The sequence below is a fragment of the Variovorax sp. J22G73 genome (assembly GCF_030317035.1).
Lineage (GTDB): Bacteria > Pseudomonadota > Gammaproteobacteria > Burkholderiales > Burkholderiaceae_C > Variovorax.
In genome coordinates, this window is sequence record NZ_JASZYK010000005.1 from 416,399 (window position 1) to 429,070 (window position 12,672).

The window sequence follows — 12,672 nt, forward strand, 5'->3', positions numbered from 1 at the left end:
CTTGATCAGTGCTTGATCAGGGGCGCGGGCACGCCTTCGATCATCACGTTCACGCAGGCCGGCAGCCTGCTGGCCAGTGCGCGCTGCACCGCCTGCGGCAGCGCGGCGGCGTCGGTCACGCCTTCGCCGTGCGCGCCGAAGGCCTGCGCGACGGTGTCGTAGCGCAGGGGCCGCAGCTCGCAGCCGACGAGGCGCTCGGCGCCGTAGTCGCGCAGCTGGATCTGGTACTCGGCATTCCAGCGTGCGTCGTTGCCCACCACCACCACGAAGTGCAGGCCGTGGCGCACGGCCGTGTCGAACTCTGCGATGTGAAAGCCCACCGTGCCGTCGCCCATCACCGCGACCACGGGTGCCTCGGGCCGGGCGAAGCGCGCCGCCAGCGCATAGGGCAGGCCCGCGCCGATGGCGCCGGCCACGCCGTTGTTCACGCGGTGCGGCGCGCGCAGGCAAGCCATGGCCCACTGGCCGATCTCGCCGCCATCGCAGACCAGCACGGATTCGGGGTGGCTGTCGAGCACGGCCTGCAGCGGGCGCAGCATCTGCACGGGGTGCAGGCGGCCTGGCAGTCGGGACGTGGCGTGGTCCCATGCCGCGGGGCGGTAGTCGATGGCGCTGCGCGCTTCAGTCAACCAAGCGGAAGTTGAAGGTTCGTGCGCTGCCTGCGCCTGTTGTGTCAGCGCCCGCAGCGCCGACCATGCATCGGCCTGCGCCGTGACCTGCAGCTCACCAAGCGCGCGGCGGCTGCGTTCGATTTCCGCGGCCTCCGCATCGACCTGGTGCACCTGCACTGCCGCGGGAAAGGCAGTGCCGAACTTCAGCGTGAAGTCCAGCCGCTTGCCCACCAGCACGAGACAGTCGACGCGCGCGAGCAACTGCGCGAACGCGCCCAGGCTCGCATCGCCGACGCCGCGCGGGCTTTCCATGCCGATCACCGGCACGCCGGTCGCCTGTTCGAGCGCGTCGGTCAGGGCGCGGGCGGCGCGGGTCATGCAGGCCGGGCCGACCAGCACCATGGGGTGCTTCGCTTGCATTAGGCACTGCACCAGTTCTGCCGCAACGGCCGCGTCGAGCGGCACGGGCTCCGCAGAAAATGCGCCGGCTTCCGGCACGCCCGCCGAGGTCGCGGCCTCGAGCACATCGGTCGGCAAGCTCAGGTGCACCGGCCCGGGCCGGCCGGACAGGGCAAGGCGAATGGCCTTGGCCACATCGGCGGCCACGTCGTCCGCATGCGCACACACCCAGGCGGCCTTGCAGACCGGCGCGGCCATCTCAGCCTGGCGCATCTCCTGGAAAGCGCCCTGCCCGATCTGGTCGTTGGGCGCGTGCCCCGACAGCAGCACGATGGGCGCCTCCGCCATCTGCGCGGTGTACAGCGCCGCCACCGCGTTCGCATGGCCCGGCCCGCCGGTCACCAGCGCGATGCCGACCTGCCCGGTGATGCGCGACCACGCATCGGCCATGTGCACCGCGCTGGCCTCGTGGCGGGTGTGGACCAGCTCGATGCCGCTGCCGTAAGCGGCATCGAACACCGGCATGATGTGGTTGCCCGACAGCGTGAAGATGCGCCGCACGCCGGCCGCCTGCAGGGACTGGATGAGCGCGTCGGCGCCTCGTTGGCTCGAAGGATGGGTCATGGGTTCGCGGGTCCTGGCGCAGGACGAAGAATCTGGAGGGAGAAAAGCTCGCCGGCGATCATGCAGCACTTCGGCATGTGCGTGCGTCACACCGCTCCGCGGTCCCGCGACTCTCGCCCCCCGGTTCGACCAGCGCGGCCCCTCGACCGCACGCCGCCTTCAAGGCGCGAAGTACAGGTCCGCGAAACTCCCGCGAATGTGCTCGCCCGTCGGCGCGTAGTCGCGCACCTTCTTCGCCGCCACCGTGATCGCCGGGTTGGCCCCCAGCTCGATGGACGGAATGTCGCGGTGCACGATGTTCTGGAAGTCGACGAACAGCTGCCTGCGCTTGCCCTCGTCCACCTCCACCGCAGCGGCTTCCAGCAGGCGGTCGACCTCGGGGTTCACGTAGTGCGCCGCGTTCGAAAACGGCAGCCCCACCTTGAAGTTCTTCGACCAGAACACCCGCTGCACGCCCACCGTGGGGTCGAACAGGTTGGTCAGGCTCTCCAGCGTGATGTCGAAGGCGCGGTCGGTGTAGGCCTTGGTCACGTAGGTGGCGAAGTCGTAGCTTTCCACCACCGCGTCGATGCCGATGCGCCCGAGCGACTGCCGCACGAAGTCGGCCGCGCGCCGTTCCTGGAACGGGTTGTAGAGCACGCGCAGCTTCAGCCGCGTGGCGCCCGCGGCGGGGCGCTTGAAGCCCGCGGCGTCCAGCGCGGCCTCGGCCTCCTTCGGGTTGAACGGGTACGGCTGGATGCTCGCGTCGTGATAGCGACTGATGCCCTTGCCGATGGGCGACGCCGACAGCGTGCCGTAGCCGTACCACACGGTCTTGGCGAAGGCGTTCACGTCGATGGCCTGCGCAATGGCGCGGCGCACCTCGATCTTCTGCAGCGCCGGCGTGTCCAGGTTGAAGTAGATCTGCTGGTGGCTGCCCAGGTACGGCGAGATGCGCGCGTCGATCTGCACGCCCGGCAGCTTGCCGAAGCGCTCCACGTCCGACAGCGGAATGCCGCCCGTGCCGTTGGCCAGGTCGGCCGCGCCCGACTCCAGTGCGGCGGCGCGCGCGGCCGAGTCGAGCACGAAGCGCACCACCACCCGGTCGAGGTAGGGCTTGGGCTTGTCCCAGTAGTTCGGGTTGCGCTCCAGGATGATGTGGCTGCCCTGCACCCACTCCTTGAACACGAACGGGCCCGTGCCCACGGGCGCGCTGTTGTACTTGTTCGACGCGATGTCGGTGCCCTCGTACAGGTGCCTGGGCACGATGGGCGATTCGGTCGAAGCCAGCGCCGTCAGAAGAAAGGGCGATGGCTTGCTCAGCACGATGACGGCCGTGTTCGCGTCGGGCGTCTTCACGTCCACCACGTTGGCGAAGGTGCCGCGCCCGCGCGGGTGCACCTGCTTGAGCGTGAGGATGGAGAAGGCGACGTCGGCCGAGGTGAAGTCGCGTCCGTCGTGCCACTTCACGCCCTTGCGCAACTCGAAGGTGTATTGCAGGCCGTCCTTGCTCTGCGACCACGCGGTGGCCAGCAGCGGCCTGGGCTTCAGGTCGTAGTCGTAGGTGAGCAGCCCCTCGACGATCTTCGGGCCGATCTCGGCGTTGCCGCCGGCCGTGGTGGTCAGCGGCACGATCGACGCCGGCACCGGGTTGACCAGCCAGGTCAGCGTGCCGCCCGCGCGCGGCTGCGCGGCCACGCTCCATGCGGCGAACACCGCGATGGCGGCAATCGCCGCCTGGCGCGCGAAGGTGCGCGCCGCTGTCCATTGCTTCATTTCAGTTCTTGTCTGTCGTTGTTGACGTTGTGACCGTTGTCTTCTGTCAGTCGATTCCGTGCACTCAGAACGCCGGAATCACCGCGCCCTTGTATTTGCCCTCGATGAACTTGCGCACCTCCGGCGTGTGCAGGGCCGCCACCAGCTTCTTCACCGCCGGCGAGTTCACGTTGTCCTTGCGCGCGGCGATGAAGTTGGCGTAGGGCGAGTTCTGGCCGCTTTCGATGAACAGCGCGTCCTTGGCCGGGTCGAGCTTGGCTTCGAGCGCGTAGTTGGTGTTGATGAGCGCCAGGTCCACGTCGGGCAGCGCGCGCGGCAGCTGGGCCGATTCAAGCTCGCGGATCACCAGCTTCTTCGGGTTGGAAACGATGTCGCGCGCGGTCGACTTGATGTTCGACGCGTCCTTCAGCTTGATGAGCCCCTGCCTGGCCAGCAGCGACAGCGCGCGGCCCGAGTTCGACGGGTCGCTCGGAATCGCGATGACGGCGCCGTCGCGCAGCTCGGATGTCTTCCTGATCTTCTGCGAGTAGGCGCCGAAGGGCTCGATGTGCACGTCGCTGTGCGGCACCTCGACGATGTCGGTCTTGCGGTCCTTGTTGAAGGAGTCGAGGTACGGGCGGTTCTGGAAGAAGTTGGCGTCCAGCTGCTTGTCGCTCACGGCGAGGTTGGGCTGCACGTAGTCGTTGAAGACCTTCACTTCCAGGTCCACGCCCTGCGCCTTGAGCTGCGGGCGAATGAACTCCAGGATCTCCGCGTGCGGCACGGGCGAGGCGGCCACGCGCAGGGCCTCCTGTGCGTGGGCAGACGCGGCGAGGCCGGCAACAGAGAGCACCATCACGGACAGTGCGCGTTGAAACGAGATCGACATGGCTTGGGTTCCCTCGGTGTTGTTTGACACCGCGCAGGTTAGTGGCGCGGGGCGCCGCGCCCAAGCAATGAATCGGCGGTTGCTTATTCGTTTACGGAGCAAGGGCGTGTGCTACCGCACGCCCCTCGCGCCTCAGGGCTTCAGCGCGGGTCCGTCGACGGCTTGATGCTGCCGTTGAAATCGGCCAGGTACAGATCCTTCGCCTGCACCGCCTCCTTCAGCACGCCCGCGGCCAGCAGCTCGTCGAAGTTGGCCTGCTGCTCGGCAAGAAAGCGCGCGTCGATGGGCTGCAGCGCCTTGGCACCACGCCCGAAGGTGGTCTTGATGGCCGACTCGCTGAACTGGATCTTGGGCGCCACGATGCGCGCCTGCTCGTCGGGGTTGGCCTGCGCCCACGCGATGGTGTCGGCCAGCACGTGCACGAAGGCGGCGAGCGCGGCGCTCTTCTGCTCGACCACCTTCTTCTGCGTCACGTAGGGGTACAGGTTCTGGATGCGCTGGTCGCGCCCGTCGGAAATCAGTCGCGCGCCGGTCTTCTCGACCACGTCCGCCATGTTGGGGTCGATGGTGAGGTAGCCCTCGACCTGGCCGGTCTGGAACGCCTTCACGGCCGCGGGGCCGGCCAGCTCGACGAACTTGAAGTCCGGCTCCTGCAGACCCGCATCCGCGATCTTGTGCTTCACGCCCAGGTAGGTGTTGGTCGACTTGAGGAACAGCAGCTGCTTGCCCTTCAGGTCTTCGAACTTCTGGTACGGACTGTCTTTAGCGACCAGCAGGCCGGTGTTGCCCGCGTTGGGCTGCGTGACCGCGATGACGCGCACGTTGCCCTTGCTGGCCGCGAACGACTGGGCCGCACCCACGTCGCCGATCTCGGTGATGTCGACCTGCCCGGCGTTGAAGGCGGTGAGCATGTCGACGAAGTTGGGAAAGTACTTGTATTCGATCTTCACGCCCGGCGTTTGCGCATCGCGCGCCCACAGCGTGCTGAGGTACCCGAAGTTGCGCGGCACGCCGACCACCAGCGTGACGGGGTTGGCCGGATCGAGCTTGCCGGCCGGGGCACCGGCACCGGCACCGGCACCGGCAGCAGCAGCAGCAGCAGGCGCGGCAGTCTCCTTGCCGCAGGCGGCAAGCCCGCAGGCGAAGACGAGCGAAAGAAGCAGGTACGCGCCGCGGCGCAGCGGCGTGTCGAACGAGGTCATCAGGGTGGCTCCAGCGGTTTGAAAGAAATCGGGAAATCAGCGGCGCGCGACCAGTGGCCGCACGTGCCGCGCGAAGCGCTCCAGCTCCGCTTCGAGCGGCTGGAACTGCAGCATGAAAAGCTCGACCCCGGCCTCGGCAAAGGCCTCGATCTTTCGGGCCACCTGCGCGTAGCTGCCGATGAGCCCGGCCAGGGTGCCGCCGTTGGTGCCGACCTTCTTCTGGCCCGCGCCCACCTTGAACATCGCGACCTCGGGATCGACCCCGCGCAGGATGGCCGAGCGGTCGTCCAGGTCGGACAGCGCCTGCAGCCGCTCGTACGCTGCCAGCGCCTCCGCCTCGGTGTCTCGCGCGATCACGAAGGCCGAAAGCCCGAAGCGCAGCGCGGCGCCCTGGCGCGGGCGCGCGCGCATGTCGTCGATGAACGCGGCGGTGTCCGCCAGCGGCCGGCCGTTGATGAAGAGCACGTCGGCCGCATCGGCCGCCAACTGCCTCGCCGCCTCCGACTCGCCGCCCAGGTACACCGTCGGGCGGGTGCCCTTGCGCGGGCGCGGCGCCAGCCGCAGTTCGTCGATGCTGAAGTGCGCGCCCCGGTGGCTCACCACCTCGCCCGACCACAGCCGCGTGACCACGTCCAGCCACTCGGCCGAATAGGCGTAGCGCGCGTCGTGTGCCGGCATGTCGATGCCCAGCCGGCCCATCTCCGGGCGGAACCACGCGCTCACCAGGTTGATGGCCAGCCGGCCGCCGCTGATGTCGTCGATGCCCAGCGACATCTTGGCCAGCACGCCCGGGTGGAACAGCAGCGGCTTGATGGCCGCGATGATCTCGATGCGCTCGGTGGCCTCCGCGATGCCGGCCGCAGCGGTCCACGTCTCGAGCACGGCCTCGTCCTTGAACGAGGGGTTGACGATGTGCTGCGCCAGCAGCACCGAGTCGAAGCCCAGCGCCTCGGCGCGCACCACCAGGTCTCGGCTGCGGCGGTAGCCGGCATCGGGCGGATCGCCGGGGTGCTGAAAGCTGCCCCAGGCGCCGTACACGGGCGCCCAGACACCGAATCGAAGGGGGTGGGTCATGAATAGAGTTCCGAATGGGGTTCCTCGTGGGCGCTGAGGCTCGCGTCGAGTGCGAGCACGCCCAGGCCGTCCAGGATGCGAAGCCGCGCGGCCTCGAAGCGTTCGTCGGTGCGCGAGCGCGGGCGCGGCAGCTCGACGCGAAACAGGTCGGCCACCCGGCCGTCTTCCAGCACCGCGACGCGGTCGGCCAGCAGCACGGCCTCTTCCACGTCGTGCGTGACCAGCACCACCGCAAAGCCCTTGTCGCGCCACAGCCCGTTGACCAGCGCGTGCATGCGAAGCCGGGTGAGCGCGTCGAGCGCGCCGAAGGGTTCGTCGAGCAGCAGCACCGAAGGCGCGCGGATGAGCGAGCGCGCCAGCGCCGCGCGCTGCGCCTCGCCGCCCGACAGCGTGCGCGGCCAGGCGTCGGCACGCGCCGCGAGATCGACCGCGGCCAGCGCCTCCAGCGCCTTGGCGCGCAGCACGTCGCGCGGGCCGCGCAGGCCGAACACCACGTTCTGCCACACGCGCGCCCACGGCAGCAGCCGCGCATCCTGGAAGCCGAAGGCCACCACGCCGTCGACCCGCAGCGTGCCGGTGAAGCCGCGGTCCAGCCCGCCGATGGCGCGCAGCAGCGTGCTCTTGCCGCAGCCGCTCTTGCCCACGATGGCCAGGAACTCGCCGGGCGCGATGGCCAAGTCGATGCCGCGCAGCACCGCGCGGCCGTCGAAGGCGCGGCCCAGGCCGTGCACCTCGACGGCGGGCGCCGGCGCGCCGACACCGGCAGGCACGGGGTGAATGAAGGGAATGCGTGCGTTCATGCGGAAGCGAAGTCCTTGCGCCAGTCCAGCGTGCGCCACTCGATGGCCCGCACCAGTCCCTCGAGCAGCAGCCCGAGCAGGCCGTAGATCACCAGCCCGAGCAGGATCACGTCGGTCTGCAGAAACTGCTGGCCCTGCTGGATGAGGTAGCCGATGCCCGCGTCGGCGTTCACCGCCTCGGTGACCACCAGCGACAGCCACGCGATGCCCAGCGCAAAGCGCAGGCCCACCAAAAACGAAGGCCACGCGCCCGGCAGCACCACCCAGCGAATGAGCCCCCAGCGCCCCACGCCGCAGGCCTGCGTCAGCTCGGCAAAGCGCGGATCGACCGCGCGAATGCCCTTGTGCAGGTTGAGGTAGATCGGAAAGATCACCCCGATCACCACCAGCCCCACCTTGATGCCCTCGCCGATGCCCAGCCACACGATGAGCAGCGGCAGCAGGCCCAGGAACGGCAGCGCGCGCAGCATCTGCAGCGGCGCGTCCACGATTTCCTCGCCGATGCGCGACAGCCCGGCGACAAGCCCCAGCGCCGCGCCGATGCTCACGCCAATCAGCAGCCCGATGCTCACGCGGCGCAGCGAAATGAAGATGCTGGGCACCAGCTCGCCCGAATGCCACAGCTTGGCGCCCGCGCTCCACACCTCCAGCGGTGACGCCAGCGTCTGCACGTTGACCCAGCCGCACCACGAGGCGCACTGCCACGCGACCACCAGCAGGGCCAGCACCAGCAGGCGGCGGCCGATGCTTGCGGCGCGGGTCACGGTGCGGTTCACGGCAAAGTTCACGCCGCCGCGCCCGACCACACGGCAGCGCGCACATCCACCGCCTTGGGCAGCACGCCCAGCCTGAACAACCGGTCGGCCGTGCGCTGCTGCGAATCGAGGATGGCCGGCGCGAGCGGCACCACGTCGAAGCCGGCATTGGCGTTCACCTCGCTCACCACGTCCAGCGGCATGCCGGTGGCCGCGGAGAGCGACTTCGACACCTCGCCCAGGTTGCGCCGGGCCCAGGCGCCGGCCTCCGCCGAGCCTTCGACCAGCGCCCGCACATGCGCGGGCCAGGCCTTGGCGAACTCGGTGTTGGCCAGCAGAAAGCTGGCGCTGTCTTTCAGCACATCGCCCTGGTACGCAACCACGCGCGTCTTGCCGCGCCGCTGGGCCATGGTGAAGTAAGGGTCCCAGATGGCCCAGGCGTCGATCTCGCCGGCGTCGAAGGCAAAGCCCGCGTCGGCCGCGCCCAGCCCGATGCTGGTCACGGCCTTGATGTCCAGGCCCTGGCTCTCCAGCGCGGCGGCCACCAGGTTGTGCGAGCTCGATCCCTTGGCGTAGCCGACGCGCCGCCCCTGCAGGTCGGCGATGGTGCGAATGGGCGAGCCCTCTTTCACCAGGATGCCTTCGGAGCGCGGCGTCGACGGCTGCGCCGCCACATAGGCCACGCGCCCGCCCGAAGCCTGCAGAAAAATGCAGCCCACGTTGCCGGCATTGCCGAAGGCCACGTCGCCCGTGTCCATCGCCTGCAGCAGGTTCAGGCCCGAGGTGAACTCGGCCCATTCGATGCGGATGCCCAGCGGCTCGAAGCGCTTCTCGAACACCTTCAGCTGCCGCGCCACCAGCGGGATGCCGGTCTTCTGGTAGCCCAGCGTCAGGGTGTTGCCCTTCAGGCCGCTGGCGCTCCACGCGTGGGGGGAAAGGCCTGCGGCGGCACCGGCCACACTGGCCGCGATGGCGAAATGTCGTCTGGAAATCATGGCGAACCGATGGGTTTTGAAAAGGTCAGAGCGCGCCTGCGCTCTCGGGCCCGATGCCGTTGAGCAAATGCTCGCCCACCACGCTGAGCTTGTGGCGCACCGGGTCGTGCAGCGTGTGCACGCGGGCGTTGCGCCAGTGCCGGTCGAAGGCGTGCGGGTGCTGCGCCGAGCGCGTGCCGCACAGCTCGAAGAGCTTGCTCGACGCGTGCAGCGCAATGTCCGATGTGAGCCACTTGGCCTCGGCCACCGCGAGCGAAGCGGCGGCGCGGCGGGCCTTGTCGGGCACGGCGATGGACGCGTCGACCGCGAGGCCCGCGCGCAGCGTCATGGCCTCGGCGGCGTGCAGCCGCGTCTGCATCTCGCCGACCTGCGCGATGACCAGCGGGTCGGTCACCGCGCGCGGCGCGCCTTCGGGCTGGCTGATGGACGCGTGGCCGCGCAGGAAGCGCACCGTGTCGTCGAGGGCCGCCTGCGCGATGCCCAGGTCGATGCCCACATGGCTCAGCTGCGACACCGCGCCCATCGGCTGCTCGCTGTAGGCGCGGTGGATGGGCAGCACGCACAGCGCTGGCAGCTCGACGCGATCGAGCCGCACGCGGCCGCTGGCGGTGGTGCGCTGGCCGAAACTCTGCCAGTCGTCCTCGATGGTCAAGCCGGGCGTGCCCGCGGGAATGATGGCGACGGTTTTCTCGCCCGCCTCGTTCTGGCCGATGACGGTCACGTAGTGCGCGAACAGCGCGCCGGTCGCGTAGACCTTTTCGCCGCTGAGCACGTAGCCATGGGCCGTGCGCGCGATGACGGTGGGCTGCACGCCTTGAACCCCGGGCACGGTGGCCGCGTCGACATTGGCATTGCCGAAGCGGCATCCACGCAGGATCTCGCCCAGGAAGAAGTCTTTCTGCGCCGCCGTGCCGATGCTCGACAGCCAGAACACCGCGCTGTTGTGGTTCTGCTGGATCTGCCCGATCGATGCATCCGCCGCCGACAGCAAGGCGAACACCTGCGCCACGGTCGCGTACGACACGCCCGCGCCGCCGTGCGCGCGCGGCACGTTCATGGCCCAGAGGCCGGCGCCGGAGACCAGGTCGAGCTCCCGCGCGGGCAGGATGCGCTCGCGGTCGCGCGCCGCCGCGCCCTCGGCGATGAGGCCGGCGATGCGTCGCGCTGCGTTGAGCACTTCGGCGTCGTCGCGCAGAACCTGCGTCGGTGCAACGGCACGCGCCGTGCGCTCACCGGGCACGGTGCCGTGTTCCGCGTGGCGCTTGCTCACGGAGGCCAGCACGGCGCTCATGCCGCCGGGCGATGCCGCGGCACGCGCCCGAAGAACGGATGGCTCGGGTCGTTGAAGCCCGGGCGCGACGAATGCCCGGTGGTCACCAGCCCATCGACCAGCGCCTCGTCTTCCTCGGTGAAGCGGTATTGCAGCGCGGGCACGTAGTCTTCCCACTGCTCCAGCGTGCGCGGCCCGGCGATGGCCGAGGTGACCAGCTTGTTGTTCAGCACCCAGGCCAGCGCGAACTGCCCCGGCGTAATGCCGCGGCCTTCCACATGCTGCTTCACGCGCTGCGCGATCTCCAGCGACTCGGGGCGCCACTCGGTCTGCAGGATGCGCTTGTCGTCCCGGCCGGCGCGCGTGCCGGGCGGTGGTGCCTCGCCGGGCGGGTATTTGGCGGTGAGCACGCCGCGCGCCAGCGGGCTGTAAGACACCACGCCCAGGCCGTAGTACTCGGCGGCGGGCAGGTGCTCGGCCTCGATCTGGCGGTTGGCCAGGTTGTACAGCGGCTGGCTCGCCACGGGGCGGTCGACGTTCAGGGCATCGGCCGTGCGGGAGAACTCGGCGATCTTCCAGGCTGTGTGGTTCGACAGCCCGTAGCTGCGCAGCTTGCCCGCGCGAATCAGGTCGCCCAGCGCGCGCACCGTCTCGGCCACTGGCGTGGCGCGGTCTTCGCGGTGCAGGTACAGCAGGTCGATGTGGTCGGTGCCCAGGCGCCGCAGGCTGGCCTCCACCGACTGCACGATGCCGTGGCGGCCGGTGCTCTTGTTGTTGGGGCCGGCGATGTCGGGGTCGGCGTTGGCGAACTTGGTGGCCACCACCCAGCGGTGGCGCTGCGCCGCCACCAGCTGGCCCACCACGGTTTCCGACTCGCCCTTGTTGTAGGCGTTGGCAGTGTCGATGAAGTTGATGCCCTGCTCGAAGGCCCGCTCGGTGATGCGCTGCGCGGTGGCGCGGTCGGTCTGGTTGCCGAACATCATGGTGCCCAGCGTCAGCGGCGACACGAGGATGCCGCTGCGGCCGAGGGGACGGTAGTCGATGGTGCTCATGGAAAAGGAACTCTCTGTAAGGCTTGAGGTGTCGGGTGTGCGCGAAGAACGCAAAAGGGAAGAAAGCGCGGCTACAGCCGCAGCCCCGCCTGCTTCATGAGCGGCAGGATGCGGTCGCCGAAGAACTCGAGGTCGGGCTTGAAGTCGTAGAAGCTCAGCTGCAGCCCGTCGACGCCCGCGCGCTTGAGCTGCACGAACTGCTCCACCACCTGCTCGGGCGTGCCGATGACCTCGATGTTTCCGCCGATGGCGCGTCGCTTGGCCGCGTCGTTGCCCACGCGGCCGCGCCAGGCGTGGGCGTCGCTGTCGAAGCGGTTGAAGCTGGTCTTGGGGTCGGCGTCGGCATGGGCGACGATGGCGTCGTGATAGTCCCAGGTCTCGCGCTCGGTCTCGCGGCTGATGACCATCGGGTTGAGCAGCGTGCGCACCTCGCGCCCCACGTCCCGCGCGGCCTGCTTCACGCGCGCGGTATGCGCCGGCAGTGCCTCGATGGCGCTGGCGAAGGCCGAGCCGCTCGGGCTGGTGATGAAGACGATGTCCGAGTAGCGGCCCGCGAAGGCAATGCCGGCGTCGGAGCCCGTGGCGTTCACCAGCACCGGCCGGCCGAAATTCGGCTTGGGCGTGACGAAGGCGCCGTCGAGCTTCCACGGCGACTCGCCCTGGAACGACCAGTTCTCGGTGTCGGCCCACAGCCGCTGCACGGCCTCCAGGAACTCGGCCGCCAGCTCGTAGCGCCGGTCGTGCTCGATGCGGTGCGAGCCGAACATCTCGTGCTCCACCGCACGGTGCCCGGTCACCACGTTGATGCCCCAGCGCCCGCCCGAGATGTGGTCGAGCGTGGCTGCGTACTTGGCCAGGTGCAGCGGGTGCAGCGGCCCGTACAGCACATGGATGGTCGAGATGAGCATGATGCGGCTCGTGACCGCGGTGAGCGCCGCCGTGGTCATGAACGAGTCGAGCGCGTTGCCGTCGAACACGCCGCCGTAGCCGCCCTTGGGCAGCCACTGCGACAGCGCGAACACCAGGTCGAAGCCCAGCGACTCGGCCTTCAGCACCAGGTTCTTGTTGTAGTCGTAGCGCCAGTCGGTGGTGCGCGGCAGGGTCGATGCGCTCCAGCCGCCCGCCTGTATCGGCAGAAACAGGCCCAGCAGCACGGGCTGGCGAAAGGCCTGCGAAATGGGGCTCTCGCTGAATTCGGTAGGCGCGACGAAGCGCTCCCACCCGGCAATGGCGCCGGGCCGGTTGGAAATGGACATGGGGAATTACC

At 69.3% G+C, this 12,672-nt stretch carries 11 protein-coding genes; all 11 read right to left on the reverse strand.

Annotation, left to right across the window (positions count from 1 at the left end):
• Positions 1–5 precede the first annotated feature (5 nt).
• Positions 6–1,634, reverse strand: a complete 1,629-nt coding sequence (locus QTI51_RS21335; RefSeq protein WP_286515627.1) for a thiamine pyrophosphate-binding protein — start codon at positions 1,632–1,634, stop codon at positions 6–8.
• A 159-nt stretch (positions 1,635–1,793) separates the two neighbouring features.
• On the reverse strand, positions 1,794–3,389 hold the full coding sequence (locus QTI51_RS21340) for an ABC transporter substrate-binding protein (protein ID WP_286515629.1): 1,596 nt from the start codon (positions 3,387–3,389) through the stop codon (positions 1,794–1,796).
• A 64-nt stretch (positions 3,390–3,453) separates the two neighbouring features.
• Positions 3,454–4,257 (reverse strand): MetQ/NlpA family ABC transporter substrate-binding protein, encoded by an 804-nt coding sequence (locus tag QTI51_RS21345; protein WP_286515631.1) that lies wholly within the window; start codon positions 4,255–4,257, stop codon positions 3,454–3,456.
• 140 nt (positions 4,258–4,397) lie between these two features.
• Positions 4,398–5,459 (reverse strand): ABC transporter substrate-binding protein, encoded by a 1,062-nt coding sequence (locus QTI51_RS21350; RefSeq protein ID WP_286515633.1) that lies wholly within the window; start codon positions 5,457–5,459, stop codon positions 4,398–4,400.
• Positions 5,460–5,495: 36 nt separating this feature from the next.
• Complete coding sequence (locus QTI51_RS21355; protein WP_286515635.1) at positions 5,496–6,533, reverse strand: LLM class flavin-dependent oxidoreductase; 1,038 nt, start codon at positions 6,531–6,533, stop codon at positions 5,496–5,498.
• Positions 6,530–7,333: an ABC transporter ATP-binding protein gene (locus QTI51_RS21360; protein ID WP_286515637.1), complete on the reverse strand. Its 804-nt coding sequence runs from the start codon at positions 7,331–7,333 to the stop codon at positions 6,530–6,532. The genes QTI51_RS21355 and QTI51_RS21360 overlap by 4 nt, the downstream gene beginning before the upstream one ends.
• Positions 7,330–8,097, reverse strand: coding sequence for an ABC transporter permease (locus QTI51_RS21365; protein ID WP_286547644.1), 768 nt, complete (start codon positions 8,095–8,097; stop codon positions 7,330–7,332). The genes QTI51_RS21360 and QTI51_RS21365 overlap by 4 nt, the downstream gene beginning before the upstream one ends.
• 20 nt (positions 8,098–8,117) lie before the next feature.
• A complete protein-coding gene (locus tag QTI51_RS21370) occupies positions 8,118–9,083 on the reverse strand; it encodes an aliphatic sulfonate ABC transporter substrate-binding protein (protein ID WP_286515639.1) in 966 nt (321 codons plus the stop codon).
• A 25-nt stretch (positions 9,084–9,108) separates the two neighbouring features.
• Positions 9,109–10,374 (reverse strand): SfnB family sulfur acquisition oxidoreductase, encoded by a 1,266-nt coding sequence (locus QTI51_RS21375; RefSeq protein ID WP_286515640.1) that lies wholly within the window; start codon positions 10,372–10,374, stop codon positions 9,109–9,111.
• Positions 10,371–11,396 (reverse strand): aldo/keto reductase, encoded by a 1,026-nt coding sequence (locus QTI51_RS21380; RefSeq protein ID WP_286515745.1) that lies wholly within the window; start codon positions 11,394–11,396, stop codon positions 10,371–10,373. The genes QTI51_RS21375 and QTI51_RS21380 overlap by 4 nt, the downstream gene beginning before the upstream one ends.
• Positions 11,397–11,476: 80 nt before the next feature.
• On the reverse strand, positions 11,477–12,661 hold the full coding sequence (locus QTI51_RS21385) for an LLM class flavin-dependent oxidoreductase (RefSeq protein WP_286515642.1): 1,185 nt from the start codon (positions 12,659–12,661) through the stop codon (positions 11,477–11,479).
• Between the last annotated feature and the right edge of the window lie 11 nt (positions 12,662–12,672).

Coding starts and splice junctions, on each gene's coding strand:
- QTI51_RS21335 (WP_286515627.1), bottom strand. CDS start 1,634: ATGACCCATCCTTCGAGCCAACGAGGCGCCGACGCGCTCATCCAGTCC.
- QTI51_RS21340 (WP_286515629.1), bottom strand. CDS start 3,389: ATGAAGCAATGGACAGCGGCGCGCACCTTCGCGCGCCAGGCGGCGATT.
- QTI51_RS21345 (WP_286515631.1), bottom strand. CDS start 4,257: ATGTCGATCTCGTTTCAACGCGCACTGTCCGTGATGGTGCTCTCTGTT.
- QTI51_RS21350 (WP_286515633.1), bottom strand. CDS start 5,459: ATGACCTCGTTCGACACGCCGCTGCGCCGCGGCGCGTACCTGCTTCTT.
- QTI51_RS21355 (WP_286515635.1), bottom strand. CDS start 6,533: ATGACCCACCCCCTTCGATTCGGTGTCTGGGCGCCCGTGTACGGCGCC.
- QTI51_RS21360 (WP_286515637.1), bottom strand. CDS start 7,333: ATGAACGCACGCATTCCCTTCATTCACCCCGTGCCTGCCGGTGTCGGC.
- QTI51_RS21370 (WP_286515639.1), bottom strand. CDS start 9,083: ATGATTTCCAGACGACATTTCGCCATCGCGGCCAGTGTGGCCGGTGCC.
- QTI51_RS21375 (WP_286515640.1), bottom strand. CDS start 10,374: ATGAGCGCCGTGCTGGCCTCCGTGAGCAAGCGCCACGCGGAACACGGC.
- QTI51_RS21385 (WP_286515642.1), bottom strand. CDS start 12,661: ATGTCCATTTCCAACCGGCCCGGCGCCATTGCCGGGTGGGAGCGCTTC.